This is a genomic window from Chryseobacterium salipaludis (genome assembly GCF_022968825.1).
GTDB lineage: Bacteria > Bacteroidota > Bacteroidia > Flavobacteriales > Weeksellaceae > Kaistella > Kaistella salipaludis.
In genome coordinates this window covers 1-26,152 of sequence record NZ_JALHKS010000003.1, presented here as the reverse complement: position 1 = coordinate 26,152, position 26,152 = coordinate 1, and the positions used below count along the sequence as shown (strand labels likewise).

The window sequence follows — 26,152 nt, the reverse complement described above, 5'->3', positions numbered from 1 at the left end:
ACTATTCAATTTTTAGGGCACCGCTGACGCCAAGACCGAACAAAGCAAAATCATATTTCGAAGGATCTTCGGCATCAAACTGCCGGATTACTGCATCCAGTTCCTCCACGGCTTTCCAGTCGTTCTGCTTCCGGCTGAGCAGTTGCAGTTGCCGTGAGATGTTACCGGTGTGCACATCCAGCGGAATAGAGAGTTTACCGGCAGGCAGTTTTTGCCAGAGTCCAAGATCCACGCCACGCTTATCCCGGCGAACCATCCACCGCAGAAACATCATCAGGCGCTTGGCAGCAGAATTTTTATACGGTGAACTCACGTGTTTTACTGCACGGTGCGCAGGTTCGTCTTCAAAAAAAGCCGCGCGGAATCTTTCGATGGCATGGTAGTAATTGTGTTCATTTTCCGCCGGCGAAAACAAACTTTCCATACTATCCAAGCGGCGATATAATTTTTGCAGGGCTTGCACGAAGAACTGCAGATCCTCGCGGTTAAAGGTCCGATGAACGCTGTTGTGTCTGAAATCCTGCATTTGGCTAACCTCAAAATTAATCACAAAATCGTGCGGCACGTTGCCCATCCAATCAAAAATTTTCTGAGCATCGGCCAGGATTGATTTTCGGTTGCCCCAGGAAATGGTGGCGGTAATAAAAGCCGCAATTTCAATGTCTGGTTTAGAACTAAAGCGGTGCGCCATCTGTACCGGATCATCTTTAATAAAGTCAACGGTATTATAACGGTCCGCCTGTTCGTCCAGAAAGTCACGGAACAAGTCTATATCTTGTATAGGCGGAATTTTTAAATCCATAAAATCTTAGTCGGCAGATAGCTGCAGGCGTTGCAGAGCGCGCGGTAACTCTGTATTTTCAAATATTGTTTTCGCTTCGTCCAGGAAAACGGAAAGATCATCATACCTGTTGGAAAAGTGCCCCAGGATTAACCTATTAGCATGAGCCATCTTTGCTATCCGGGCTGCTTCCAGCGCGGTGGTGTGACCGGTGTAGTCTGCCATTTTCTTGAGGTCATGCAGAAAGGTGGCTTCGTGATACAAAACGTCGACCCCTTTGATGATGGGAACAATTTTTTCTGAATAGCGGGTGTCACTGCAGAACGCGTACGATGTGGATGGCTTTGGTGTCGTGGTGAGCACTTCGTTTTTTAAGACATACCCGTCGGCCAGCGTAAAGTCTTTTCCGTTTTTTAAATTCTGGTAATCGCAAATTTCGATTTCAGGATACTTGCGGACTTCCTCCATGTTGAGATGACGCTCCCTGGGTTTTTCTTTAAAGAGATAACCATTGCAATAAATCCGATGATCCAGCGGAATGGTGTACACTTCTACCCTTTTATCTTCATAAATTTTCACAGAGGATTTGCCCTCCAGTTCGTGATAGACAACGTCGAAACCGCGGTGTGTTTCGGTCAGACGAAAGATGGTCTCCAGCATTTCCCGGATTCCTTTAGGACCGTACACATGCAAGGGAGTTTCGCGCCCGAGTAACCTGAACGAGGCAATGAGGCCCGGCAGTCCAAAACAATGGTCGCCGTGGAGATGCGAAATAAAAATGTTATTAATCTTGCTGAATCTCGCTTTTGCTTTCCGGAGCTGTACCTGCGTTCCCTCGCCGCAGTCGACCAGGAAACAGCGTTCTTCCATTTCCAGAAACTGCGCGGTGGGCGCTGAGTTAATGGTTGGGATTGCAGAATTGAAACCAAGAATGGTCAGAAATGTGCTCAAAATATAGGATCAGGTTCTATAGGTTTAACCCGCAGCACAAATTTAATTAATATAAAATAAAAGAAATACGTACCCGAAAAAAGAAACCCGGAAGCATCTGTTCCGGGTTTACTGTTTGTAAATATTATTTAGCTCTTAGTTTTTTAAATCTGACATAAGACACGGCAGATAAAGTAAACATAAAGGCGATACCAATATACACCCAAGCCGGCACCGGTACCGGATCTCCCGCCGCATACGAGTGTAGTCCGCTCAGGTAGTAATTTACGCCAAAGTACGTCATCACAATGGTACTGAAAGAGAACAGCGCTGCGGTGTGAAACGCCCACGCACCTCTTAGGCCAGGCACCAAGCGCATGTGAAGCACAAAGGCATACACCATGACCGAAATAAAAGCCCAGGTTTCTTTGGGGTCCCAGCTCCAGTAACGTCCCCAGGACTCGTTGGCCCAGATTCCGCCGAGAAAGGTACCCACTGTTAAAGCATATAAACCAATGGTTAAGGACATTTCCGAAACAATAGTCAGTTCCTTAATGGTTGTATCATTGTGCAGCTTAAAAATTTGCTTTTTAGAAAGGATGTAGAACATCAGCACGATAATGGCAATCACCATTGAAAGTCCGAAGAAACCGTAACTCGCCGTGATAATCGCTACGTGGATAATCAGCCAGTACGATTTGAGCACCGGAACCAGCGGCGTAATCTGCGGATCCAGTGCCGATCCTCCGTGTGCGAAGCCCATCATAATTACGGCCACCATAAAGCCAGCCGCCGGAATCAGGGCATTGGAATTTCGGTAAAGGATTAAGCCGGCCGTAATGCCAACCCAAGAAATAAAGATAATTGCTTCGTACCCATTGCTCCATGGTGCGTGCCCGGAAATATACCATCGTGCGATCAGTCCCAAAAACTGGAAGAAATAGCCAACGACGCCAACCAAAATTAAACCACGGATGACTTTATGCATAGCCCGGCTTGGCTTAAATAATTCAACAAATCCAAGAAGCAAAAGCAGCCCACCGATAACGGTGTAAAATTTAAGCAACTGAAAGTTGATGTTTACTTTATTCATAAACACTTCCAGATTAACCTTTGATTCATCCGGAACTACATTTTTGCCCCAAAGGTGCTGGTATTCGCTCAGTTTTTTAAGTTCCTCATCTGCTTTGCTCCAGTTTCCGCTTTTTTGTGCGGCCAACACTTCAGAGAAGTATGGTCCCATCACCTTTTGAGATTCCATGTCTGGTTCAAAGTTTTGGTCCAGCCAGGAATGCCACGTGCTGTTCGGGTCATTTTTTACCGGGACAATACGCATAAACTGGCCGCTGAAAAACTCGTTGAAAGCCTGAACTCGGTCGTTCACCGCAATTACTTCTTTATCATAATTGGTCTGTTCTGCAGGCTTTTTGCGGAAAGCTGCCTGATAGTCTTCCTCAAGCACGTAATGAAGCGTCCCGTTTTCATCCGCTGGGAAAAGCGACATCAGTGTGGTGTAACCTTCCTCATTGGCTTTGGTTTTCTTTTGCAAAAGATCACCGCCTTTCGTTCCCACTTTAATGATAGGAACCATCGTCCAGCTCGCCGTATCCGTATTGATTGACAGGAACCACTGATTCGCTGTCAAAAAATTGCCTTGCTCATCTTTAAAGTTATCGCGTTTATACAGTTTACGAAGTACATCTAGCGCCTGCGTATTAATCGGAACAATTCGTCCTTCATAGTTCTGAACCAGCAGGTAACCGAACTTATCCGCATGTTCGCGGTCTACTTTATTGCGCTTAATGATTTCTGTCGCCGTAATTGGTTTGGGTGAACGCAGTGCCAGCGAATTTTGCTGCTTTTGCTGCGGTGCCGGTTCGGCCATCAGCAGGTCAGCGGCATTGCCGTGATCATGACCATCGTCTGCTGAGTGTGTTTGTTGCGGCGAGCCGTCCGTGGTGCTGTGCGTTTCAATTTTCTGCGCTGAAAGTTGTAAGGCAAAGAACATCGCCAATAGCGGTAAAACTTTTCTTTTGCTCACATTTTTGAGCGTTTTGTTCAGTTTCCAGAAATGTGTACCTTTCCAAAAGAAGATCACAAACATCCCGGTGAAGAGGAAGAAATAACCAATGTAGGTAATTAAAGTCCCCCAGAAATCATGGTTTACCGAAAGCACGGTACCTTTTCGGTCCGGGTGGAAACTTGCCTGAAAAAAGCGGTAACCGCTGTGGTTCAGAACATTATTCATATAAATCTTATAAGGCGTTTGTTTTCCGCCGTCAATAATTTGCACGTGGCTTTCATAAGCGCTTGGCGCGGAGCTACCCGGATATGTTTCCATTACGAATTTCTCGAGCTTAAGGGCGAACGGTGTGGTGTACACTTTAGGACCGAAACCGAGCATGATGTTCAAGCCATCTAATGTTATTTGCTTAAACGCATTTGGATTTCCTGTTTCGACAGGAAGGTCAACGACTATTGTAGATTTCGGTCCGGTGACTTCCATTTTCAGGTTATCGGGAACGTCTTTATCTTTATTGCGGTCACCTTCGTAAGCAATTAATTTTCCTTTAACCAAGCCTTCCGGCACCACCAGCTGAAGATGATCGATGGTGTACAGACTGCGCAGGACCAGCGGCTCATATTCATCTTTTTTGGTGGCACCACGCGCCTGGGTGGCCATCGTCATAAACTCAGCTTCGACCGGAGTCTTGATTAATAAAGTACCGTTGGTATTATTAAACTCCACGGCACCGTCAATAGCGCGGTTAAAGGCGACAATGGTTCCGTTGATCAGTTTGCTCTCGCCCGGTTTGATGTAGATATTCTCGCGCCCGTTTTCTCCGGTGGATACCAGGTGCAGATATTCAGTCCCATTTTTATCCAGCACGATGCTATCTTTTTTTCGCTGAATATAATCCAATGTCTTCACTGTTACCTTTTTACCGTGGAAATCATAACTGGCATTCAGGTTTTTATGCAAAGGCGACATCAGATACGGGATGTCCTGGTAATTTAAGATATCTCCTTTTTCTTCAATCTGAATTTTAAGAAAATGCTTATCGGTAATAATTTCATTGGAAGTTTCTCCTTCTCGAATCTGCATAACTCCTTCAAAAGAAATGTAACGCGTGATCGCACCACCAAGGAATAATAAGATAAACGACAGGTGGAAAACGAGCACCGGCCATTTTTCGCGCTGCCATAAACGGTAACGCTTGATGTTGCCGATAAAGTTTAAAATAAGCAGCAGCATGACCAGCTCAAACCATTTGGCTTCATATACCAAAGCTTTGGCTGTAGGCGTACCGTAATCATTTTCGATAAAAGTGGCATAGCCCATCGCGGCGGCGTACACCAGCAGCAGGACTGCCATGGTACGGGTGGAGATCAGAATTTCCTGGATTTTTTTCATGTCAAGACGAAAATTGGCAGAACCTTCACGGTTCAGCTCGTCCGTCCGTGCACGGTCCTTATTTAGAATTTGTTTAAATGCACGCAAAAATACAACCTATAATCCACAATCACGAATGTAGGGCTATGTTTTTAAGGTGTCGGGAAATATTAAGAGAAAAATTAAAATCAGATTTTAAAAAGCTTACTCATCGGTATTGCTTAGCATCGGGACAAACTTATAAGCACCGAATTCTTCGCGCACAATTTCGCGTTCAGAGGTACGTGTGAAGCGTGTGAGGATTTGTTCTTCGGTTTTACCTAATGGAATCACCATCATCCCGCCCACTTTCAACTGATGAAGCAACTCAGAAGGCAGCGTTTCGGCCCCGCAGGTCACTAAAATTTTATCAAAAGGCGCAAACTGCGGCAAACCGGCAAAGCCGTCACCGAAACTCTGGAAATCGGGAGCCAGCCGAAGCTCTTTTAATTTTGCTAACGAAAAATCGTACAGCGCTTTTTGTCTTTCGACGGTGTACACCAAAGTCTTGATCGCCACCAGCACGGCCGTCTGATAGCCGCAACCGGTACCAATTTCGAGCACTTTTTCATTCTCTTTCAGCTCCAGAAGTTCGCTCTGCTCTGCTACGGTAGAAGGATGCGAAATGGTTTGCCCGGACAGGATGGGAAACGCGCGGTCTTCATATGCATAATCCTCGAAGATACTTTCCAGAAACAAGTGGCGCGGCACAGTTATCATCGCATCCAATACGCGCTGATCTCTGATACCTATTTTTTCACGAAGATATTCCACGAGAATTTTCCGCTTGCCCCGGTGTAAAAAAGAATCCTGCATGGCGCAAAAGTAAGGATAAGACAGCGGATAAACCAAGCCCTTTTAGTACACAGACTATTTAATAAAATAAATAGCAAAGCAGTACACGTTATTTGAAAGTCATCTGTTTTTTGGCCTTTCGCAAATTCTTTATCTTTACCGAAAATTTTTAGAATATGCTAAAAGCCGGATTGGTAGGTGCGGGCCACCTGGGTAAAATTCATCTTAAACTGTTGCAACAATCTGACCAATACGAGCTGATTGGATTTCACGATGCTGATGAGCAAAACGGCCGCAAGCTTGAGGCAGAATTTGGTTACCGGTATTTTTCTGATTTCGACGAGCTGCTATCGAAAGTAGATATGGTGGATATCGTTACGCCAACGCTGTATCATTATGATTATGCGCTGAAAGCCATCCATGCAAGGAAGCATTTTTTTATTGAAAAGCCGGTAACCCAGACCTTGGAACAAGCGCAGGAAATTATGCAATACTGCCGGGAATACGGAATCAAGGCACAGGTCGGACACGTGGAAAGATACAATCCGGCGTTCATCGGCACGCGGTCTTATATTCAAAATCCGATGTTCATTGAAATTCATCGTTTGGCGGAGTTTAATCCGCGCGGTACGGATGTATCGGTCGTTTTGGATTTAATGATCCACGATCTGGATATTCTGCTGTCTATGGTAAAATCGCCGGTCAGGCAAATTTCAGCGAGCGGCGTTTGTGTCGTTTCAAAGTCACCGGACATTTGCAACGCAAGAATAGAATTTGAAAACGGCTGCGTGGCCAATCTTACGACTTCGCGCATTTCGATGAAAGCCATGCGCAAATCCCGGTTCTTCCAGCAGGATGCTTATATCTCGGTAGATTTCCTGGATAAAAAAGCGGAAGTCATCCGGATGCAGCCGGCGCCGGCAGAGCCAAGTGATTTCGATATGATTATTGAAAATGCAGAAGGCGAAAAAAACCAGATTATTTTCCAGTATCCGGACATTCAGCCGAACAATGCCATTCTGGATGAACTGGAAAGTTTTGCGAAAGCCATCCAACAAAATGAAGCTGTGGAAGTTTCGCTGGAAGACGGCACCGAAGCGCTGAAAGTCGCACTCGAAATCATGCGGCTTATTGAAAAAAGATAAAATGAAGAAGATTTATCTGTTTTTTGCGGCTTTATTATTTTCAGCAGGTCTGTTTTCGCAGAAGAAAATTCAGCTGCCGGAAATTAAAGAAATTGCGGCCGGTAAAAAAGCAACCGTTGCAGTTTCGGTCCTGGATTTTCAGGATGGTACGTCCTACCATCTCAATGCAGGCAAAAGTATGCCGATGCTGAGTGTTTTTAAATTTCATATAGCACTGGCAGCTTTGGATCAGGTGGACAAAGGAACGGTACAACTGAAGCAGGGATTTCTGATCACGAAAGAAGATTTAAAGGAAAACACCTACAGTCCCGTCCGCAAACTGTATCCCGATGGTAATACGTACCTGACACTTGAGAAAATGCTGTATTATATGGTCGCGGAAAGTGACAATAACCTTACCGACTATTTGCTCAATCTTCTCGGCGGACCGGATTACGTCCACCAATATATAAAGAACAAAGGTGTTCGAGACACGGACATCCGCGCGGACGAAGATTTAATGCACCAGGGCTTTAAGTACATGTATCTGAACACCACGACTTCTAAAGCTGCAACAGATCTGCTTCAAAAATTTTATAAAGGAAATATTCTGAGTAAACCCAGCACTGACACTCTTTTGAACATCATGTTGGCCACCAGCACCGGAGCCAATAAATTAAAACTATTGTTACCCGCTGGCACTCAGATAGCGCATAAAACCGGTTCTTCCGGCAAAGATGAAACAGGCTTGACCGTTGCTGAAAATGATATCGGCATTATCGTGCTACCCAGCGGAAAGGTGTATGCGATTGCGGTATTTATAAAAGATTCCAAGGAATCAGAAGAAATTAATACTAAAATGATTGCCGCTATTTCCAGCGTTGTAAACCAATATTTCACAAAAAAATATAATTAATGAAACTGCGGCTTGTCACTTTCCTGATCTGCTGGTTTTCCTGTTCTGCTGCCCAACAGAAATGGGACATCCGCTTTTATCATGAAATGCGCGACCGTGAAATCAACATTCTTGCGGATAATCGTGAACCCATGGCTGTCTCCGCACAGTTTGATTTCACGTTAAAGAATCTGACCAGTACGCTCGGCAACAAAGATATTGTCGTGATACCGGCGGGTGCCAGCCGCTTTCTTATCTCGACGCTGAAGCCAATCGTGAATAATGCTGCGAATGAGTTTTCGTACAATAACAGGTATAACTTCGGAAATGTTTTGCTGCAAGATTACGATGAAGAGTACGTGTATGAACTGCCGTTCGAAAAAGGAAAAACACATTTGATTTATCAGGGATACAACGGTACCTTTTCGCATCAGGGAATTGCCGCGCTTGATTTTAATTTGAAAACGGGCGATAAAGTATTTGCCGCGCGCGATGGTTTGGTGGTGGAAGTCGTTCAGGACAACACCCGCAGTTGCCCGAATATTTCCTGTGCAAAATTTAACAACCGCATTGTCATTATGCATTCCGACGGTACTTTCGCGGATTATGCCCATTTGAAACTTCAGGGCTCTGTGGTTAAAAAAGGACAGCAGGTGAAGAAAGGCCAGCATATCGGTTACAGTGGAAGCTCCGGCTTTTCGAGTGGTCCACATCTGCATTTTGCTGTTTTTCTTAACAGAATTAATGGCAACAGGCAGTATTTAAAAACAAAATTTAAAACGGCGGAAGCAGCTGAAGCATACCTGGAACAGGGTAAAACTTATACTAAACAGTAAAAAATATAATACTTGAAAATGAAAAATATTGTAGTTATTGGTGCGGGCACCATGGGAAATGGGATTGCACATACGTTTGCACAAAATGGATTTAAGGTTTCTTTGGTTGATGTTTCCCAGGAAGCGTTAGACCGCGGAATCCAGACCATCACCAAAAATCTGGACCGTATTGTTTCTAAAGGAAACCTCACCGAAGAACAAAAAGGCGAAACGCTGCAGCGCATCACATCTTTTACTGATCTGAAAGAATGTGCCGCAACCGCTGACCTGATTGTGGAAGCCGCGACGGAAAATCTGGAGTTAAAACTGAAAATCTTCCGCCAGATGGATGAACTGGCGCCGGAGTCGTGTATCCTTGCGACCAACACTTCTTCCATTTCCATTACAAAAATCGCCTCGGTGACCGGTCGTCCCGAAAAAGTAATCGGAATGCATTTCATGAATCCGGTGCCGATTATGAAATTGGTAGAGATTATTAAAGGTTACTCCACTTCGCAGGAAACTTTTACTGCTATTTTCGACTTAAGTAAAAACTTAGGAAAAGTGCCGGTGGAAGCAAATGACTACCCGGGCTTCGTGGCAAACCGCATTCTGATGCCGATGATTAATGAAGCCATCGAAACTTTATATAACGAAGTGGCCGGCGTGGAAGAAATTGATACCGTGATGAAGCTGGGCATGGCGCATCCGATGGGACCGCTGCAGCTGGCAGACTTCATAGGGCTGGATGTGTGCCTGGCCATTCTGAATGTTATGTACGACGGTTTCAAAAATCCGAAATACGCTCCCAACCCGCTTTTGGTCAATATGGTGACTGCCGGAAAGCTGGGTGTGAAGTCAGGCGAAGGATTTTATGATTACAGTGAATCTAAAAAAGCGGAGAGAGTTTCATCGCGGTTTGTTAAGTAACTGATATGCTTAAAAAGCGTACAGTAAACCTGAAAGAAAAACACCTTCAGCTTTTAATAGTTCTTGCGACTTTCCTGATGGTGATTGCAAGAATACTGTTAAACGAGAAAGGCCGTACCAATCCGGATTCAATTCGGTTTATGCGTACGGCCCATCTCCTGCCTGTGGTGGATAACACCGTAACACCGATGGGCTACCCGGCTGCCATTAAGCTTTTCACCTTTACCGGACTGGACGAATTTTGGGCGAGCAAAGTAATCGGTTTACTGGCTTTCTTTTTTATGGTATATTTTTCTTGGAGAAAAAAATTTTTTCATCGTGAAACTGTAATGTTAGCCGGGTTATTTAGTTTTGTTTCGTTGTTCTCCTATACGATGAGCGAAGCTTTGATGCTGCCTACAGTGATATTGTTTCTGTTTTTCGCGACACAAATCATAAACGGTAAATATCAGCAAACGCATGGATTTCTGCTTTTAACGGTGCTCCTCATACTTTTATACAATATCCGGTATCCTGCATTGTTTATAATTGGTGCGAGTGGTTTGCATGGCTTTTTCCGTTATAGAACCTCGGGAAAACCATTCTTTTTCGCATCGATATGTGCTTTGCTTTTTGTTATTCTCTATAAATTTCTTTTTATTGATTATTTTGACGAAAACTACACAAAAGATTTTCTGGTAATTGGCATGCACCCCACCTCGAAATTACTTACTGAGCTCTGGCAGGGGCTGACCACCGTTTTTAATCCATTTATCCATATCGCGAATCCTGCCGGCGGAATTGTAAATTACGGAATCTATGGTATAGGAGCTTTAACAATTTTGCTGATGCTATTTTTATTTAAAAGAAATAAGCTGCAGGAAGCTGAAATTTTTTTTCTGATAGTAGCTGTCACGGGGTTTGTGTGTTCGTATTTCATCCAATACTTTTACTCAGTAAATCCAATCGATTATCGACTGATGGCTCCTTTTTCCCTACCGGTGTGGCTGTTGTTTTTTAAAAAGTTATATGCCAGAATTGGAAAATTAACATACAGCATTACAATTCTCAGCTTGCTTACAGGTCTAGTCTTCACGTGGCTTTCTCGTGGGAATTATCTCGAAAACCGCACGCATATTTCTAAATATCTGAAAGAGCAACGGTTAGCTGAAAAACCCATTAAATTTTATGTGACAGATCCTGAGCGATTAGATGAGATTAAAGTCGCAGAGCTAATCAGTACCGTTAATCCCCGTGTAAATATTACCTTAAAAGCATCCGACACACTTTTAAGTTCAACATTAACAAAACATAAAGTGCTGAGTAAAATCAGCATTAAAACCAATCGTTATCAATAAAATTTGTTACTTTTGAGTATTAAAATGATCCTTATGAAATTACCTAAGTTTTTACTGGCCGACAATTCAGATTTTCCTGAAGATTTATTCGTAGTTCACACCGAGTATCCGCGATTTGTACTGAATGTGGAGGAAGAAGAAGTGGAATGGTTTGATGACCTGGAAGGCGAAGATGAAGAAACCGTTGCCGATGAAGCAACCAAAGTAGTGGAAGCCGCCTTCAAATGGTGCGATGAAGAACTCGCAAAATATGATGAGGAAGAAGACGAAGAATAAAAAAACAAAAGGAACCTGCCAGCAGGTTCCTTTTTTGTTCTTGTTACTTTTTGGTAAATTTCAGTAACAGCAGATTATCTTTATACAGTTCCAGTGTATTTCCCGAAACCACGTATTTGTTAGCTGCAGAAAGGGTGCTGAAGTACGTTGACTCCTCACTCAGGTTAGGGCAGGCCATTTTCGTGGCACCGACGTTTTTGACTTCAAAGTTGCCAACAGTCGGGTCCAGCAGAAGCTCCCCAAAGTAATTATTGCATCCGCCATTCCCGGTTACTTTGCCCGGCTCAATAACCAAAGTAGGCTGTTTTCCTTTCAAAGTTTCCGCAAGCGTCCATTGTGTATTGCTGATGTTTGCCTGCGAGGAGCCCACTTTACTGCGGCTCACGCCCATGGTGGTACACGAAAATAATCCTGTTGCCAGCGCCAGCGCTGCCATACTGTGTCTTACCGGGGCGGATACGGATGTCCATGCTTTCATGATATTCTTTTTAAGTATTCAAATGTACTGATAAATAATTTTTACGTGAAAGACTTTTTTAGGAACGCAGCTCAGCACCAAATTTTTCCTTAAATGTTTTCACCAGCGAATTCATTACCTGGCTTATTTCCTGATCGGATAAGGTTTTCTCTTCATTCAGTAATTCGAAACTCATCGCGTAGGATTTTTTGCCCTCCGGCAGATTTTTGCCTTCATACACATCAAAGAGATTAATGGCTTTCAGATACGGAGACGGATTGGTGCGGGCCGCCGCGAATAAATCAGCGTACTGAACAGTAGTATCGACTAATAAAGCCAAGTCCTTTCTCGTCGTATTAAATTTAGGAATGTCTTTAAACTTCAGCTGTTTACCGGCGCGCAGTTGCTGACAGATTTCCAGTTCAATTTCCGCATAATAGCATGGCTGGTCAATGTCGGCGTCTTTTAATAAAGCAGCTGCCACTTTTCCTAACCTAGCGATGATTTTTCCGTTGGCTTTGATTGCGATTGCCTCAGAGAAGCGGCCGTCTTCCAAACCTTCTTCAACGGTAGTTACCGGCAGCACCTGCAGCAACATTTCCACCGCACCTTTCAGCCTGTAAAAATCGGTAGTTCCCTGCTGCGTTTGCCAACTTTCCCTTTCATTTCGACCAGTTGTTAACATGGCTAACTGCCGTCGCTCTGTGTAGGTTTCTTTTTTATGATAAATTTTACCAAGTTCAAAGAATTTCAGGTCGGCATTCTTTCTTTTAATATTATAATCCGCGTTTTCCAGCAATCCTTCCAGCAGTGAGGTACGCATATACTGCAGATCACTGCTCAGCGGATTCAGGAGTTTCACGGCGTTTTCCGGTTGCTTTAAACTGGTAAGTGAATTGTTCATTACCTCATAAAAGCTGTTGCTTTGCAGGCTTCGTGCCCACTTGTTTTCCAAAGCATCCTGATCATCCAGATCAATTTTCACAGGCGCAAAAGCCAGTTTCTCCGGGAAATCAATTTTGTTATATCCATAAATACGCAGGATTTCTTCGATCACATCAATTTCGCGGGTCACATCTGCGCGGTACGCCGGCACAGAGATTTCCAGTCCGTTCTGAATTTCATTCAGCACTTCGATATCGAGTGCTTTCAGGATTTCCTTGATTTTTTGGTGATGAATTTTCGCTCCGAGTATCTGGTCAATTTTAGAGAATCTCAGCACAATATAATGGTCCTTGATCTCACCGGGCTGCTTCCCGAAAATTGCTCCTTTTAAACTTCCTCCGGCTATTTCAGTAATCAGCTCCACTGCCATTTGCAGTGCAGGATACACCATCGCCGGATCTACGCCACGTTCAAAGCGGAAAGAGGCGTCGGTGTTCAAACCATGTTGTTTGGCACCGCGGCGAACGCGTACCGGATTAAAGTAGGCACTTTCCAGGAAAATGTTTTTGGTTTCAGTTTGCACGCCCGAGTGGGCACCACCGAACACACCGGCAATACACATAGCCGTGTTCTCACCATCTTTAATTATTAACTCTTCGCCGCCCAGTTTTCTTTCCGTACCATCCAAAGTGGTAAATACGGTACCTGCAGCGCAGTATCCTACTTTTATTTTTTTACCTTTAATTTTATCTGCGTCAAAAGCATGCAAAGGCTGCCCTACGCTATGCAGAATATAATTCGTAATATCTACAATATTATTAATCGGACTTAGGCCAATAGCTTTCAATCTGTCTTGGAGCCACGCCGGAGAAGGTGCTACCTGCACCCCTTCAATCACCGCGCCCAGGTATTTCGGACACTGTTCCGCGTCTTCAATCTCGATAGAAAAGCCGGCACCTTCCTCTTCAAGGGCAGGCTGCTTCACGGATATTTTTTTGAACTCCGCCGGCTGCATATGCGTGTGCAGATAAGCATTTAAGTCACGCGCTACACCGTAATGGGACATTGCGTCTGTGCGGTTCGGTGTCAGTCCGATTTCATATACAGAATCAGCAGAAATATCGAAATAATCTGCCAGCGGTGTTCCGACCTGAAATTTTTCTTCATCCAGAACCAATATACCGCTTTGATCTTCACCAATACCGAGTTCCGCCTGAGAGCAAATCATTCCCTGCGAAACCTCACCGCGAATCTTTGCCTTTTTAATTTCAAAACTGCCGCCGTCCTTCGCGTGCATTACTGCACCTACCGTCGCGACCGGCACGGTTTGTCCCGCTGCCACATTCGGCGCGCCGCAAACTATCTGCACCGCTTCCCCGGTTCCCAGTTCAACGGTTGTAATATTGAGTTTATCGGCATTCGGATGCTTCTCGCAGGTCAGCACTTTTCCTACAACGATTCCCTGCAGGCTTCCTTTGATATTTTCAAAGGTTTGAATTCCTTCTACTTCAAGGCCGATATCAGTCAGATACTCCCCTATTTTTTCAGTTTTAAGGTCGGTTGTAATATAATCGGAAAGCCAGTTGCGCGAAATTTTCATTACAGCAGTATTTAAATTAAAAGGTTTTAACAGCAAAATACTGTTAAGCCTGCAAATATCGTGATTACAGCGGGTAAAAAAAAATTGAGTTCCATAAAAATGAAACTCAATTCTATACTTTTAAAACAAATATTACATTCCGATCACCGGCATGGAAAGCATCAGCAGTTGTTCCTGATCTTCGAGGCCATCTACCGGCTCGATAATTCCCGGACGGTTGGGCTGTGACATTTTCATGGTAATGTCATCGGCAGATAGAACGGACAGCATCTCGGTCAGGAACTTGGAACTGAAGCCGATGTTAATGTCTTCTCCATTGTAGTCACAGGGAATCTGCATATCTGCCTTGTTGGCAAACTCAGTGTCCTCCGCGTGCAGGTGCAGAATATTCCCCGATAAGCGGAAACGAACCTGGTTTGTGGATTTGTTGGACATGATGGAAGCACGGCGAATAGAGCTTAAAAGCAACGCGCGGTTGATCGTCAGCATGTTCGGATTTTCTTTCGGGATAACCGCTGCGTAGTTCGGGTACTTACCATCAATCAGGCGGCAAATCCAGACGTTGTTTCCAAAAGTGAATTTCGCCATATTTTCATTGAACTCAATCGTTACATTTTCTTCTGACGACGAAAGGATATTCTTGAAAATTGATAGCGGCTTTTTCGGCATAATAAATTCTACCGGCTCCGGATTGGAAAGGTCGGTCCGTTTGTACACGACGAGCCTGTGCGAGTCTGTAGAAACGAAATTGGTTTCATCTTCTTTAAACTGGAAAAGTACACCCGTCATTACCGGACGCAGGGAGTCGTTGCTTGTTGCAAACAAGGTATTGCTCAGTGCTTCAGACAGTATTCCGGCAGGCAGCGTTACTTTTTGGGCCGCATCGAACTCCGGGATTTCAGGGTAGTCTTCAGCGTGATCCAGTGCCACGGCAAAATTGTCTTTTTCATCCAGAATTTCCAGCAGTTTTCCGTGTCCGTCTTCCGCATCTTTCACAGAAAGCGTGAGCGGCTGTTCACCGTACGTTTTCACGAAGTCCTGAAAGATTTTCGCAGGAACCGCGATTTTTCCTTCGGCATCAGAGCGCACTTCGAGCGACGTTACCAACGTGGTTTCCCCGTCAGAGGCAGTTACCTTCAGTACATCTTTTTCTATCTCGAAGAGGAAATTTTCCAAAATCGGCCGCGACTGTGAGTTGGAAATAACTCCGCTCACCGTTTGCAGGGCTTTTTGTAATTCGCTACTGGAAACAATAAATTTCATACAAACAAATTATTATTAATTTCACAAATATATAATTAAACACCGGAAAACACAACAGATTTACCGACAAATAAAGGTGTTCGCGGCTATTACCTGCTGTTTATTTTTTTTCCGCAGATTTGCTTTTGAGTTTAAGGGAAAGCGCTAGATAGAGAAAATGCAGATTCTCATTTCCACTCACGGAAAACTCTCTCTGCCATAAGTAGCCGCTGCTTAGCGAGATGGCTTTATCAATCTGATAACTTAGCCCGCCAAAGACACGGTTGCGCGCAAGCCCCGGATGTGCCTCTGCCACAAAAAATACTTCATTATATGCATTGGCGGAAATCGTCCCCGGTACTACTTTTTCGCGGTTTACTGGCACAGAAACATTTAAACGATACCGGAAGCGGACACGGTCGCTCTTCTCGCCGGATTGTGGTTCATAAAACCAGCTTTTTTCCGCGCGTACTCTATTTTCAAATTCAAATCTGCCGGCACTTAATTCATAAACATCCTGCAGCCAGACACGAAATTCTTCTTTTTCCAGCCGGTGGTTTTCGTAGCTGCCGTAGCGCCCGATCCCGATTAGCGGTTTGTGATTATCTGCCAGCTCATAACCCAGTCCGCCTTTGATTTCATAATAATCCGGATAAGAAAAATCCTCGTTGCTGCGTACCTGGCCTTCGGTGTACACAAACCATTTCGGCAGGAACTGATAATTTATATTAATCACATTATACCCCGAAAGATGTTCCTGCGCTGAAACAACCACCGCACAGCACAGCAGCATTATTACTGAACTTATTTTTTTCATACATCTGATGCTTAACCGTGCAAAATACTAAAAAATCAGTTTTCGTTCAGATTTATTTTATAAGTAAAACCGAGATGGAACCAGCGACCGGGCATGGGCACTGCGAAGGTTTCCGTATAGGCGGTGTTCGTAATGTTATTGGCCAGCGCATATACATTCAAACGCGCCAGATTCAAGTTTATTTTTGCGTCCAGCAAATGATAACTGCCTGTAGTCACCCTTTCATTGTATTTATACACCAGTTGTGAGGTCAGATTTCTGGTCCAGCGAGTTTCCAGGCGGCTGTTAAGCTGATGTTTCAGGTTTTCTAAAATATATCGAGAGTATCCAACCGGCGGCTGTTTCACCTTACTATCGAGGAAAGTATATCCTACTGTGAAGTTTTTAATAAAACCACTCCCACTCCATCCTGCTTCTGCTTCGGCACCGCGCGAGCGCAAATCGCCAATATTATCCGCACGCCAGATTTCCTCCTCTTTCTCTTTGAGCCAGTCAATGGCGTTTTCTGTATCGCGTGCAAATACGCTTGCTTTAAGCGTAAAGGCTGACAGCTGGAAACGATAGCCAAGTTCTGCAGATAAAGCGTTTTCCGGCTGTAAATCCGGGTTGCCTTTTTCGGTTTTGCTCACGTAATACAAATCGGTAAAAGTGGGAATCCGGTGTACTTTGGCGATGTTACCGTAAATTTTGTGATGATTTTTAAAGGTAAATCCGACATCCATTCCCGGATAAAAAAAACTTCCGGCCTCATCATAGTTTGCCCAGGAAATACCCGGCGACACCTGCAAGCGGTCGTTCAGAAAAGAGAAATGATGCTCCGCGAACAACTGTGTGAGGAAACGTTCGCGGTGACCGAGATTATTGCTCGCCAAAAACTCCTTTCGAAGTTCCGTCCCGAAACCAGTGGTTCCCAATTTCCACGGCAAAGAAATATTGGCTTCTGCCCCGATATTATTTCCAATGTGCATATTCCGGTAAATTTCCGGCTTGGCACGATTGAACAGGTACATATCCTGACCACGACGCCAGTTGACCTGTGCATTAAAATTTGCTTTACCAAATGGTTGCCGCCAGCCGACGTTTACGATCGAAGCCTGTGTTTCCTCATATTGTTCAGACGCTTTTGGCGAAGAATAGAAACCGTTGGCCCCAAATTTCTTCCCCTGCATTCCGGCCTGAAATGAAAGGGTACCGGTAGCGGTTCTTAATTGATTTTGATAGTAAATATTATGAATGGTGTAGTCGGTATTATAGCGATAGCCCTGCGAGGCACTGCCCGAAGCCTGGATCAGATGCGAAAAAGAATCCGTTCCCACTCTGGCCTGTCCTGCCAGCGACCAGGATTCAAAATCACCACCGGAACCGGAAATCTGTACTTCGTTTGAAGAAGATGGTTTGGTGATTACATTGATAACGCCGGCATACGCATTTTGACCAAAACGGCGGGCGGCCGGTCCTTTTATAATTTCCACTCTTTCTACTGCAGACAAATCAAAAGGCAGGCTCATGGAATTGTGGCCGGTCTGGGAATCATTCATCCGCACCCCGTTCATTAAAATCAGAACCTGTTCGAAACTGCTGCCGCGGAGCGTGATATCTGCCTGTACCCCGTTTCCGCCGCGGCGCTGAATATCAAAGCCCGTAAATTCAGAAAGTAGTTCTTCAATGCTTTGCGCAGGTGAACTCTGAATTTCTTCGCGGGTTACTACCGTGATGTTCTCATTCACCTGGCGTACCGGCAGATGCAGAAACTTTCCGGTAACCGTAACTTCTTCCACGTCCGATTCGCGGGTCTGACCGGAAACTGACAAAACAGTGCATAACAAAAAACAGGGTACAATTATCTTTTTCATAAATTTAACGAATCTCCGTTATCAATTACTTTTAAATATCACATAAGTTCATCGCAAACCCTTTATTGAAAAGGTTTACAGCCTTTTTGACGGTGCAAATATATTTAAGAATTGTACAGTAAGAGAAACAATTTACCTGAAAATACACAAAACCTAAAAACAAAAAGTGCAACACATTGGTGCTGCACTCTTTCCGCTGGTGCGGACTTATCTTAATTTCATCAAATGTGCAATCAGATCGTTCAAAATCTTCCTCATGATTGCGGTATTAAAGTGTATCACAAATATTGTTAAAATAACTGAAACCACCAAGTACTGCGGAAGCCTTTCTGCATTAAAATCCGTAAATTTGTAGGCTTTAAAAATAAGAATGATTTCACCTGAAAATATAGATATTAAAAAAGAGCTGTTCATTAAAAATGCACATCTTAACAACCTGAAACACATCGATGTACTGATTCCGAAAAACAAACTCGTGGTAATCACGGGGGTCTCGGGAAGCGGAAAGTCATCACTTGCATTTGATACCATTTATGCCGAAGGACAGCGCCGGTATGTGGAAAGCCTGAGTGCCTATGCCCGTCAGTTCCTGGGCAAACTTGAAAAACCAAAGGTGGATGACATCAAGGGGCTGGCTCCTTCCATTGCCATTCAGCAGAAAGTGATTTCGTCTAATCCGCGTTCAACGGTTGGTACATCTACCGAGGTATATGATTATCTGAAACTGCTTTTCGCACGTGTTGGCCGGACCTATTCACCGGTTTCCGGGGGTGAAGTGCGGAAAGATTCCGTGACGGATGTTATTAATTTCATCAAAGAACATCAGCAGCAGACCTTCCTGTTGCGCGCGCCGCTTCATTTTGAGGTGGACCGTTTTAAGGAACAACTCAATACTTTAAAATTAAGTGGTTTCACAAGATTGGAGGTGAATGGTAATGTGGCCGGGATTGAAGATCTGGAAGCATTTGGGTTTGTACCCGAAGCGGACATGGACATTCATTTGGTAATCGACCGGTTTAGTTACGAGGATGATGAACACTTCCTGCAGAGACTTGCAGATTCGATCCAAATGGCTTTCTACGAAGGTCGCGGCTACTGTTCGCTGAAGAATACTGAAACGGCAGAAATACATGAGTTTTCCAATAAATTCGAGCTGGATGGTATTGCCTTTATGGAACCGAACGTTCATTTCTTTAGCTTTAATAATCCGTACGGTGCCTGCCCTGAGTGCGAGGGTTACGGCAAAGTTATCGGTATCGACGAGGACCTTGTTATTCCCAATAAAAACCTGTCTGTTTACGAAGATGCGGTGGCGTGCTGGAAAGGCGAAAGCATGAGCGAGTGGAAGCGTAATTTCATTAAAAAAGCAAAAGACTTCCCTGTTCATAAACCCTATTTTGAATTAACGAAAGAGCAGAAAACCTATCTGTGGAAAGGGGACGGCAGCGGCAGTTTCCCGTGCATCAATAACTTTTTTAAGATGCTGGAGGAAAACCTGTATAAAATCCAGTATCGTGTGATGATTTCGCGCTATCGCGGAAAAACACTTTGCCCGACTTGCGAAGGTCTGCGTTTGCGTGAAGAAACACAATGGGTGAAAATTGACGGGCACAATATCCAGTCGATGATCGAACTGCCGCTGGATGAGTTTCTGCCTTTGATGCAATCGCTGAAACTCAACGAGCACGATGCGAAAATTGCAAAACGTCTGCTGTATGAAATCACCACGCGACTGACTTTTCTGGATAAAGTAGGTTTGGGATATTTGACGATCAACCGGACCTCCAATACCTTATCCGGCGGAGAAAGCCAGCGGATTAACCTGGCCACGTCGCTCGGAAGTTCGCTGGTTGGTTCCATTTACATTCTGGATGAACCTTCCATCGGATTGCATTCCCGTGATACAGAAAATCTGATTGAAGTACTGCAGAATCTGCGGGATCTTGGAAATACAGTTATTGTGGTGGAGCATGATGAAGATGTGATGAAAGCAGCGGATTATATCATTGATATCGGGCCGGAAGCCGGGTATCTGGGCGGTGACCTCGTTTTTTCGGGAAACTTTCAGGAACTGGAAGAAGCTGATACGCTGACCTCAAAATATCTTACCGGCCGATTGGAAATCGCAGTGCCATCCCAGCGGCGCCGTCCGAAAGAATGGATTAAAGTAAAAGGTGCGCGCCAGAATAATCTCAAAAATGTATCGGTGGATATTCCCCTGGAATGCCTGGCGGTGATTACCGGAGTTTCGGGTAGCGGTAAATCTACCTTAATGAAAGAGATTGTCAGTAATGATATCCAGATTCAGCTGGGCTTGGGCGGCAAAAAAGGAGACTACGATTCAGTAGAGTTCCCGAAAAAGCTGGTAAAAAACATTGAACTTATTGACCAGAATCCGATTGGTAAATCTTCACGCTCCAATCCGGTAACGTATCTTAAAGCATACGACGATATACGCGATTTGTTTAGCAAACAGAAAGTGGCGAAAATGAACGGTTTGCTGCCGAAACATTTTTCGTTCAACGTGGACGGCGGCCGCTGCGACGAATGCAAGGGTGAAGGCGTGATTACCGTTTCGATGCAGTTTATGGCTGACATTGAGCTGGAATGCGAAGTTTGCCACGGAACGCGTTTTAAAAAAGAAGTGCTGGAAATCCGCTATGATGAAAAGAACATCTCGGAAATTCTTCATATGACGGTAGATGAAGCCATCGCGTTTTTTACTGATAACGAACAGGACAAAATTGTAACAAAACTGAAACCGTTGCAGGACGTGGGGCTGGGCTATCTTCAATTGGGGCAAAGTTCCTCTACCCTTTCCGGCGGGGAAGCTCAGCGTGTGAAACTGGCCTCTTTCCTGGTGAAAGGCGTGACGACCGATAAAACATTATTTGTGTTTGATGAACCTTCAACAGGACTGCACTTCCATGATATTAATAAGCTACTATCTTCATTTCAGGCTTTGATTGAGTTGGGACATTCAGTCCTGGTGATTGAACACCAGCCGGATATTATTAAAACGGCTGATTATATTATCGATATCGGACCGGGTGCCGGGAAAAACGGTGGCGACGTTGTATTCGCCGGTACGCCGGAAGAACTGGCCAAAAGCAAAGAATCACAAACGGCCAAGTATGTGGCCGAAAAATTATAAATTACTGTAAGAGTCCGCATCGGAAGATGCGGATTTTTTTAGCATCAGGATTAGCAAGGTCATTTTGTATCCATCAGCAAACGCCGGAAAGCAGTGATCAGTTTTTAAAAAATCTTTTTCGCGAAACCTGTATCTTTGTTTGGCCAGCTTCATAGTTCAACGGATAGAACAAGAGTTTCCTAAACTTTAGATCCGGGTTCGATTCCCGGTGAAGCTACAAAAAACAAAAAAGAGAAAGCCCTCCAGCCTTCTCTTTTCTTTTATCCGTCAGAATTACTTTTTGTCAACTACAATTCTGTCCTTGCGGTTGGCCAGTTCCCAGGCCGTGGCAAAAATCAGCTGGGTTCTTTTTTGCAGGGATTGATAATCGATTTTGTCCGGCGTGTCACTCGGTTTGTGGTAATCTTCATGAATTCCATCAAAATAGAAAATCACCGGAATATTGTTTTTGGCAAAGTTATAATGGTCAGAACGGTAATACAGGCGGTCCTTGTCATTCGGATCATCGTATTTATAATTCAATTCCATGTTGGTGGTCGTCGTATTTGCGCGTTCGCTGATTTTCTTTAATTCCGAACTCAGCATTTCGGAGCCGATCACATACACGTAGTCTTTGCCACAGTTGGGCGCATCGCAGCGGCCAATCATATCGATATTGAGGTTAGCTACGGTATTTTTCAGCGGAAAAACAGGATGGTCGGTATAATATTTTGAACCAATAAGTCCGTGCTCTTCACCGGTTACGTGCAGAAACAGGACTGAACGCTTCGGCCCGTTGCCTTTATTTTTCGCCATCTGAAATGCTTCTGCGATTTCCAGCAAAGCAACGGTTCCACTGCCATCGTCATCAGCACCATTGTAGATTTGCCCCTTAGACATCCCGATATGGTCATAATGTGCAGAAATTACAATAAGCTCTTCCGGCTTTTCGGTTCCTTCGATATAAGCAAGAATATTTTCTGAATCCGGCAGTTTCGCGCGGCGGCTGTTCATAGCCTCACTGGGTACCGGCTGATAATATGATGACACCTGTTTCGGATGGGAAACTCCGATTTTTTTATACTGGTCAATCAGGTAACGTCCTGCCTTTTTCTGGCCTTCTGTACCGGTATCGCGCCCTTCCATTTCGTCAGACGCTACAATGTACAGATGCGTTTTCAGCTCATCTGCAGTAATGGAATTATAGGATTTTTTAAAGGCCGAGCCTTCATAAGAAAGATTGGCTGCGCAGCTTTGGAGCAGAGCAAACGCCAGGGGCAGAATCAGAAATTTTGATTGCTTCATACGGTTCTATTTTTTGGTGGTTTAAATATAGCAGAAATTTAATCTTCTGCCAGCTTTCCTGTATGTCGCGGCAAAGGTTAGAATGTTACTTCTTAGGCGTCATTCGTAAACGCGGCAGACCGATTTCGTGCTCCTGCGGGTAGGGTTTGCGCTGGGTCATGCTCACGTCTTCCACAATTTTGCGTTGGGTTTCAAAACGTTTGTCGTCATCGGCATATCTTGGATCCGGGATAAACGGCATTCTGGCCATTTTTAAAATTGTGATGGTCGGGAAATGAAAATCCACTTCCACTTGTCCCAGCAGCAGGTAACAGCCGCCGCCCTGAAAAGGATACTTCTGCAGGTTATCCGGGAAATGAGCAGTATCGAAATAATCGCCGTTCACATCAATCCAGGTTCCGAAAAACATGGTTCCTTTTTTAGTGGGCACATGCTTCCGCGAAATCAGGTAGGCCAGCATTTTAACTTCTTGTTTATGATACTGCGGAAGGTCGGCAGCCATCACTCGACCGCGAAAGCGCGTCTGCAATAAATCAAAAGGACTGCAGGACACCGGAAAGCCCAAAATTTCAATCTCATCAAAAGCATCCTCAAACCGATCACGCGCAAGTTTCGGCAATTGATACGCTTGCACAGGTGTTTCAAAGAAAGACGGTAAACGTTGTTCCGGTTTAAAGTGATTTAATGATACGCGCGCCTGAATCAGCAGTTCGTTTTTCTGCAGACCGGTAAAGCGCAACGCACCAATAAATATCAATGTCTGTAATGTTTCAATGCCTATCGAGATTCGTTTAAGAAAATCTTCCAGAGAGCGATAAGGCCCGTGCAAAATACGTTCTTCTACAATCTCTTTGGCTAATTTAGTTTCCAGTTTTTCGATATGCATTAAGCCCAGATAAACATCGTCGCGGTACACCGTAGTTTCATAAATACTATTATTAATACAAGGATTATGAATTTTGCCACCCGCCATCCGGCATTCGTGCACATATACTTCTGTCCGGTAAAAGCCGCCGCCATTGTTGATGGCTGCTACCATAAATTCAATGGGGAAATACACTTTCAGATGTAGGCTCTGATAACTTTCCACCGCGTAGGACGCAGAATGTGCTTTGCAGAAAGAATATCCCGCAAAAGACTCGATTTGGCGGTACACTTCGCGTGATAGTTCTTCGGGATGACCTTTTTCGGCACTGGACCGGAAAAAGTTATCGCGCACTTCCTGCAGCTTCTTCACCGAACGGGTTTTCCCACTCATGGCACGCCGGAGGACATCGCCATCTTCAGCAGATACACCACCATAGTGCAGGGCAATTTTAATAACATCTTCCTGATAGACCATAATCCCATACGTTTCGCCGAGCTGTTCCTCGAACACTGGATGAAAATATTCGAACTGATCGGGATTATTGTGCCGGAAAATATACTCGCGCATCATGCCGCTCTGGGCCACACCGGGCCGTATGATGGAAGAGGCGGCTACCAGCGTACGGTAATCTTCACATTTCAGGCGGCGCAGTAAGCCACGCATGGCAGGACTTTCAATATAAAAGCAGCCGATGGTTTTTCCTATGCTTAAGTATTGGTTACATTTTTTATCTGTTTTAAAATCAGCGGTACGGCTGATATCAATGTCGATTCCCCGGTTCCGCTTAATGAGTTTTACGGCATCATCAATAGTTCCCAGACCGCGCTGCGAGAGGATATCAAACTTTTCGAAACCAATATCTTCAGCGGTGTACATATCAAACTGCACAATCGGAAAACCTTTTGGCGGCATCTCCAGTGCGGTATAATTGGTAATCGGTTCTTCGGAAATCAAAATGCCACAGGAGTGCATGCTGCGCTGGTTGGGAAATTTTTCCAGCATCTTGCCGTATTTCTGCACGAGTTTCACAATGCGGTTGTCATCATGCAGATCAAGCGGGTTTTTCGCCAAGGCATCCAGTTCTGCTTTCGGCAAACCAAATGCTTTCCCCACTTCCCGGAAGATAGAGCGATATTTAAATTCCACGTTGGTCCCACAAAAGGCAACATGATCTTTCCCGTACCTGTCGAAGATGTACTGCAGGATTTCATCGCGCTGCTGCCAGCTCCAGTCCAGGTCAAAATCCGGCGGATTTTTACGGTTTAAATTCAGAAAGCGTTCGAAATATAAATCAAGTTCCAGCGGACAGATTTCTGTAATCCCTAAACAATAACTTACAATACTGTTGGCGCCACTTCCCCGGCCCACATGCATAAATCCACGCTTCTTGCTGTACTGGACGATGTCCCAAGTGATCAGAAAATAGCCGCAAAAATCCAGTTCACGAATAACCCGAAGTTCTTTTGCCGTTCTTTCTTCAGCTTCAGTATGATGCCCACCGTAGCGGTTTTTTAATCCTTCAAACGCAAGTTTCTGCAGCAATTGAAAATCTTCCTCCGCTGAACTGGTATAAAACTTTTTGTTTTTTGGGGTTGAAAAATCAAAAGTAAACTGACAAGATCTGACAAGCCGTTCTGTGTTTTCTATAATTTGCGGATAATTCTTAAAAGGTTTAAGTACATCCACCATCGGCCGCATAATTTCGCTGGCGCCGCAAACATGCTCTTTTTCTAATTTTGAAATTAAGGTATTGTGTTCAATTGCGCGCAGAATACGATGCAGATTATATTCCTGCTTAGTAGCAAAAGTAACCGGCTGCAACACCAGCATTTTATGGAGCAGGCTTTTCCATTTCTTTTGAATAAGCAAGTTAACTTCTTCGGGACAAACACCGATGTATTCGTAATCCCGCAGCATATCAGGCGCTTTCGAAAGCGGATAAATCAATGCCACACTCTCAAAATTCGGCTGCGCAGGAATGATGAACTCATTGCAATTGACATCAGTAATAAAACGGTTGATTTCTGCCAGGCCTGCAGTTGATTTAGCCAGAGCGATGAAGTGCTGTTCAGTGCCGGACCTGATATCGGCACCTGCGATCGGATGAATCTGATGTAATTTACAAAGTTTATAAAACTCATAAATACCGGTGATGGTATTAATATCAGTGAGTGCGAGTTCACGTACCTTAAGTGCAGCAGCCTGTTCCACAAGTTCCTCGATGGAAAGTGTACCGTAACGAAGGCTGTGAAAAGTATGGCAGTTCAAATACATTACCGGAGGATTTGCTCAAAGCGACGTAAACATTCTATCCCAGGAACTAAATTAATTCAACGCGAACAACGTACGGCACAAATCTACAGAAATGAACTTATAAAAAGCGAACCTCGATCATTTGATTTTCCGGGAAACAATTGTATGAAAAAGTTGAAAAAGAAGGAACCGACAGAAAATGTTCTAGTGAGCAATTGTATAAACGTTCATGATAGTTTAGCCTGTTTATATTGCTTAAGCTTTAAACCAAAAAAAGCTCATCAAAAAAGATTGATGAGCTTTTAAAAAGACTGGCGGCGACCTACTCTCCCGCTATTCGCAGTACCATCGGCGCTAGAGGGCTTAACTTCTGTGTTCGGAATGGGAACAGGTGAGCCCCTCTGCTAAAACCACCCTAAAGGT

General features: G+C 44.4%; 18 protein-coding genes, 1 tRNA gene and 1 rRNA gene. 8 read left to right on the top strand and 12 right to left on the bottom strand.

Annotated elements, in window-relative coordinates:
- Position 1: 1 nt before the first annotated feature.
- From MVI27_RS05595 to MVI27_RS05580, 4 genes are all read right to left on the bottom strand, one after another.
- Entirely contained in the window at positions 2–802 is an 801-nt protein-coding gene (locus MVI27_RS05595) for a TIGR02757 family protein (protein WP_246959823.1), read from the bottom strand.
- 6 nt (positions 803–808) lie between these two features.
- Positions 809–1,732: a ribonuclease Z gene (locus MVI27_RS05590; RefSeq protein WP_246959822.1), complete on the bottom strand. Its 924-nt coding sequence runs from the start codon at positions 1,730–1,732 to the stop codon at positions 809–811.
- Between the two features lie 124 nt (positions 1,733–1,856).
- The gene (ccsB, locus tag MVI27_RS05585) at positions 1,857–5,126 is read right to left on the bottom strand and encodes a c-type cytochrome biogenesis protein CcsB (RefSeq protein ID WP_246959821.1); all 3,270 of its coding nucleotides are present in this window, start codon (positions 5,124–5,126) and stop codon (positions 1,857–1,859) included.
- 183 nt (positions 5,127–5,309) lie between these two features.
- Entirely contained in the window at positions 5,310–5,960 is a 651-nt protein-coding gene (locus MVI27_RS05580) for a protein-L-isoaspartate(D-aspartate) O-methyltransferase (RefSeq protein WP_246959820.1), read from the bottom strand.
- 155 nt (positions 5,961–6,115) lie between these two features.
- Between MVI27_RS05580 and MVI27_RS05575 the strand changes: the two genes are divergently transcribed.
- The 6 genes from MVI27_RS05575 to MVI27_RS05550 all read left to right on the top strand — a co-directional run bounded on the left by MVI27_RS05575 (position 6,116) and on the right by MVI27_RS05550 (position 11,316).
- The gene (locus tag MVI27_RS05575) at positions 6,116–7,084 is read left to right on the top strand and encodes a Gfo/Idh/MocA family protein (RefSeq protein WP_246959819.1); all 969 of its coding nucleotides are present in this window, start codon (positions 6,116–6,118) and stop codon (positions 7,082–7,084) included.
- Position 7,085: 1 nt separating this feature from the next.
- Positions 7,086–7,979 (top strand): class A beta-lactamase, subclass A2, encoded by an 894-nt coding sequence (gene bla, locus MVI27_RS05570; protein WP_246959818.1) that lies wholly within the window; start codon positions 7,086–7,088, stop codon positions 7,977–7,979.
- Complete coding sequence (locus MVI27_RS05565; RefSeq protein ID WP_281432077.1) at positions 7,979–8,794, top strand: M23 family metallopeptidase; 816 nt, start codon at positions 7,979–7,981, stop codon at positions 8,792–8,794. Before bla ends, MVI27_RS05565 begins: the two co-directional genes overlap by 1 nt.
- An 18-nt stretch (positions 8,795–8,812) precedes the next feature.
- Positions 8,813–9,703: a 3-hydroxybutyryl-CoA dehydrogenase gene (locus MVI27_RS05560; RefSeq protein WP_246959817.1), complete on the top strand. Its 891-nt coding sequence runs from the start codon at positions 8,813–8,815 to the stop codon at positions 9,701–9,703.
- A gap of 281 nt (positions 9,704–9,984) precedes the next feature.
- Positions 9,985–11,040 carry a hypothetical protein gene (locus MVI27_RS05555; RefSeq protein ID WP_246959816.1) on the top strand — a complete coding sequence of 352 codons (1,056 nt, stop codon included), beginning with the start codon at positions 9,985–9,987 and terminating at the stop codon, positions 11,038–11,040.
- Between the two features lie 33 nt (positions 11,041–11,073).
- Positions 11,074–11,316 carry a hypothetical protein gene (locus MVI27_RS05550; protein WP_246959815.1) on the top strand — a complete coding sequence of 81 codons (243 nt, stop codon included), beginning with the start codon at positions 11,074–11,076 and terminating at the stop codon, positions 11,314–11,316.
- A 43-nt stretch (positions 11,317–11,359) separates the two neighbouring features.
- On the opposite strand, the gene MVI27_RS05545 is transcribed toward MVI27_RS05550, so the two are convergent.
- From MVI27_RS05545 to MVI27_RS05525, 5 genes are all read right to left on the bottom strand, one after another.
- Positions 11,360–11,794, bottom strand: a complete 435-nt coding sequence (locus MVI27_RS05545; protein WP_246959814.1) for an META domain-containing protein — start codon at positions 11,792–11,794, stop codon at positions 11,360–11,362.
- A gap of 58 nt (positions 11,795–11,852) precedes the next feature.
- Entirely contained in the window at positions 11,853–14,258 is a 2,406-nt protein-coding gene (gene pheT / locus MVI27_RS05540; protein WP_246959813.1) for a phenylalanine--tRNA ligase subunit beta, read from the bottom strand.
- A gap of 132 nt (positions 14,259–14,390) precedes the next feature.
- Complete coding sequence (gene dnaN, locus MVI27_RS05535) at positions 14,391–15,521, bottom strand: DNA polymerase III subunit beta (RefSeq protein WP_246959812.1); 1,131 nt, start codon at positions 15,519–15,521, stop codon at positions 14,391–14,393.
- Between the two features lie 100 nt (positions 15,522–15,621).
- Entirely contained in the window at positions 15,622–16,317 is a 696-nt protein-coding gene (locus MVI27_RS05530; protein ID WP_246959811.1) for a DUF2490 domain-containing protein, read from the bottom strand.
- A gap of 35 nt (positions 16,318–16,352) precedes the next feature.
- Positions 16,353–18,170, bottom strand: coding sequence for a TonB-dependent receptor plug domain-containing protein (locus MVI27_RS05525; RefSeq protein ID WP_246959810.1), 1,818 nt, complete (start codon positions 18,168–18,170; stop codon positions 16,353–16,355).
- A gap of 370 nt (positions 18,171–18,540) precedes the next feature.
- Between MVI27_RS05525 and uvrA the strand changes: the two genes are divergently transcribed.
- The gene (uvrA, locus tag MVI27_RS05520; protein WP_246959809.1) at positions 18,541–21,324 is read left to right on the top strand and encodes an excinuclease ABC subunit UvrA; all 2,784 of its coding nucleotides are present in this window, start codon (positions 18,541–18,543) and stop codon (positions 21,322–21,324) included.
- Between the two features lie 145 nt (positions 21,325–21,469).
- Positions 21,470–21,541, top strand: a tRNA-Arg gene (locus MVI27_RS05515).
- A gap of 56 nt (positions 21,542–21,597) precedes the next feature.
- On the opposite strand, the gene MVI27_RS05510 is transcribed toward MVI27_RS05515, so the two are convergent.
- The 3 genes from MVI27_RS05510 to rrf all read right to left on the bottom strand — a co-directional run bounded on the left by MVI27_RS05510 (position 21,598) and on the right by rrf (position 26,147).
- A complete protein-coding gene (locus MVI27_RS05510; RefSeq protein WP_246959808.1) occupies positions 21,598–22,608 on the bottom strand; it encodes a M28 family metallopeptidase in 1,011 nt (336 codons plus the stop codon).
- An 85-nt stretch (positions 22,609–22,693) separates the two neighbouring features.
- Positions 22,694–25,750 (bottom strand): DNA polymerase III subunit alpha, encoded by a 3,057-nt coding sequence (locus MVI27_RS05505; RefSeq protein ID WP_246959807.1) that lies wholly within the window; start codon positions 25,748–25,750, stop codon positions 22,694–22,696.
- A gap of 288 nt (positions 25,751–26,038) precedes the next feature.
- A 5S ribosomal RNA gene (rrf, locus tag MVI27_RS05500) occupies positions 26,039–26,147 on the bottom strand.
- Positions 26,148–26,152: the final 5 nt, after the last annotated feature.